Below are 2,414 nucleotides of genomic sequence, written 5' to 3' on the forward strand. Positions count from 1 at the left end.
TTTTTTGCTCTTCCTTTTTATCTTTATTTGGCGTAGGATTAAACACTTCTAAACTTATTTGTACTTTTATTGTAGTAGAGAATCACTTCCTCTTCCTTTTCAACTTTAAAAGAGTTTAAAATTAGCATACTTTTCTTTGCACTAAAAGATACAACATTTAAAATATCATCCAAATTTGGTTTTGGCGGGATGATTTTTTTCATTACTTCCAGTTTGTTTTCAATGTTTTTTAGGTCAGTTTTAACCTGTTGTAGTTTTTTTTCCAAGACAAGTTGAATTTGTGGATTTACAGATGATTTTAAAACTTCTAACTCATTTTCCAGATTCTGGACTTCTTCGTTTAAAGCTTTATACTCATCATATTTTGGGGAAATTAAAATTATGAAGATAAGATATAAAATTCCAACTATTAACACTATTAACAAAAGAGCTTTTTGCCATCCTGGAGTATTTTCCCATTGTTCTTTTATATTTGTTAGATCCATTATGTTCCCTCTCTTTTTTCTGGAGTTTGGTTCCTAAGTTCAAATGTAAAGTTATAGAAAATAATATTTGTTGGTGATGCTTTCTTCTCTGCACCATTAAACACAATATCTTTATAAGAGATGTTAAGAGATTTATAATATTGTGCTACAAGTTCTGGCTTGAGGGAATTTCCGGTAATTTTTCCGGAATCTTTTGATATTTCAACAGATTCAAGCCATAATCCATCAGGTATTGGTAAAATAATGCTATTTAATTTTGGTGTTAAAGATTTTCTTGAATCTGCTAAATACTGAAAAGTCTTAAATCTCAACTCTAACATCTCTTTTTGTTTTTCTTGCTCGGCTATTGCTTTTTTTAGCTGATTTATTTTGTTTTCTATAGCCTTTAATTTTTCTTTTTCTGTGATTAGCATTGTTTTTCTTTGTTGTAAACTTTCAATTTGCAATTCTAAGTAAAAGTAATAAAATAATAAACCCACTATTAAAATAACTGGCAACAAGATTACTAAAAATTTATTTGCATTTTCAAATTTTAAGGATTTTAGACTAATGGATGGCGTGAGTGCAGTTAATCCTCTTTTTTTCTTTCTTGGATTTAAGTTTATTTTTATCATTCTATCCCTCTATATGCCAAGCTTATTGACGTATTGTAAATTTGTATGGGAAAATTGCCGCTATATTTTATGTTTAATGAAAGAACCGGGTCGATGTCTTCAAGAATAAATCTTGTACTAAATTTTAACTGTGTATAGGCTTTTATTTCTGGATACTTTACAAACAATCCTGAAGTATATATTATCCTTGGTTCTTGTAATGTAAGGAAGAAATAATTTATCTCATTTATTAATCTCGTAACTTCTTGCTCTTTTGCGTCCGGGTCAAGCATTTCGTAAAGTTTAAAATTCATGTCTATTGGTTGTATTATTACATTATTGTTAGAAAATAATAAATAAGAATCATTTTTATCAAGATGGATCAAGCAGATATTTTTTTCTTCCTTAGTTTTGTCAACCTTTTCTTTTTGTAAAAATGCCAAGTTTAGTAATGCTATTGCTGTTGGTTCTATTGTATCTACTTCTATATTGGCACTTTCAGCTACTTCTAATACTCGATTTATTTGTTCATTTTTCGCAATGACAACTACAATATCATAAAAATCTTCATCTTCATGTATTATTGAATAATCGTAAATAGTTTCAGTTTTTAAATTTTCTATATCTTCTTTAATATTCCATTCTATTGCATCGATCATTTCTTTTTCACTAACTTTTGGGAGTTTTAAATTTTTAATTAAGACTGACGGCACAGGAATGCTAAAATTGGCAACTTTTACATTCAAGCCTCTTCTTTCAAGTTCCTGTCTTAAGATAAGTCCATCTTGGTCATTATCTCCAGTAAGCTGTATTTCAAATGGCATAATTGAAAATATTAGATCTTCACCATCTTTCTCTAAAATTGTCACTCTTGCATAATCTGTATCAAGTTCTATTCCTGTAAACAATTTGTTTTTTTTGGAAAATGGTAAAACCTTATCTAAGGACGGTAACTTAATTTTATTCAATTTCATTTCCTCGAAATTTCTATATTTATTAAAATCTATAAACTATTTCGGAAAAATTTTCTTAGAGTTTAAGATTAGCGCTTAGTTTTATATTGTAATTTTTACTCTACCGTAACGGTTTTTGCTAAGTTTCTTGGTTGGTCAACATCTTTGCCAAGTATAACAGCTATATGATAAGCAAGTAATTGTAATGGAACTGATAAGACTATCGGATATAGGTTTTCATCTGAAACAGGGGGAATTTTAATAATTTCATTTGAAAGCTCCTTTACCTCTTTATCCTCGGAATCTGTAAGGGTTATTACGATGCCTTTTCTTGCTTTTACTTCTTGAATATTAGAGATCATCTTTTCATATAAGCTATCTTT

General features: G+C 28.7%; 4 protein-coding genes. All 4 read right to left on the reverse strand.

Features of this window, described 5'->3' with window-relative positions; translation table 11 throughout:
* Positions 1-38: 38 nt before the first annotated feature.
* Entirely contained in the window at positions 39-485 is a 447-nt protein-coding gene (gene pilO, locus SULYE_RS07645) for a type 4a pilus biogenesis protein PilO (protein ID WP_007548169.1), read from the reverse strand.
* Entirely contained in the window at positions 485-1,099 is a 615-nt protein-coding gene (locus SULYE_RS07650) for a PilN domain-containing protein (RefSeq protein WP_007548170.1), read from the reverse strand. The genes pilO and SULYE_RS07650 overlap by 1 nt, the downstream gene beginning before the upstream one ends.
* Positions 1,096-2,052: a type IV pilus biogenesis protein PilM gene (gene pilM, locus SULYE_RS07655; protein WP_007548171.1), complete on the reverse strand. Its 957-nt coding sequence runs from the start codon at positions 2,050-2,052 to the stop codon at positions 1,096-1,098. Before pilM ends, SULYE_RS07650 begins: the two co-directional genes overlap by 4 nt.
* 95 nt (positions 2,053-2,147) lie before the next feature.
* Positions 2,148-2,414: SIS domain-containing protein (locus SULYE_RS07660; protein ID WP_007548174.1), on the reverse strand; the 267-nt coding region annotated here is incomplete at its 5' end.

Origin of the sequence: Sulfurihydrogenibium yellowstonense SS-5, from assembly GCF_000173615.1 — a bacterium.
In the GTDB taxonomy this organism is placed as follows: Bacteria; Aquificota; Aquificia; order Aquificales; family Hydrogenothermaceae; genus Sulfurihydrogenibium; species Sulfurihydrogenibium yellowstonense.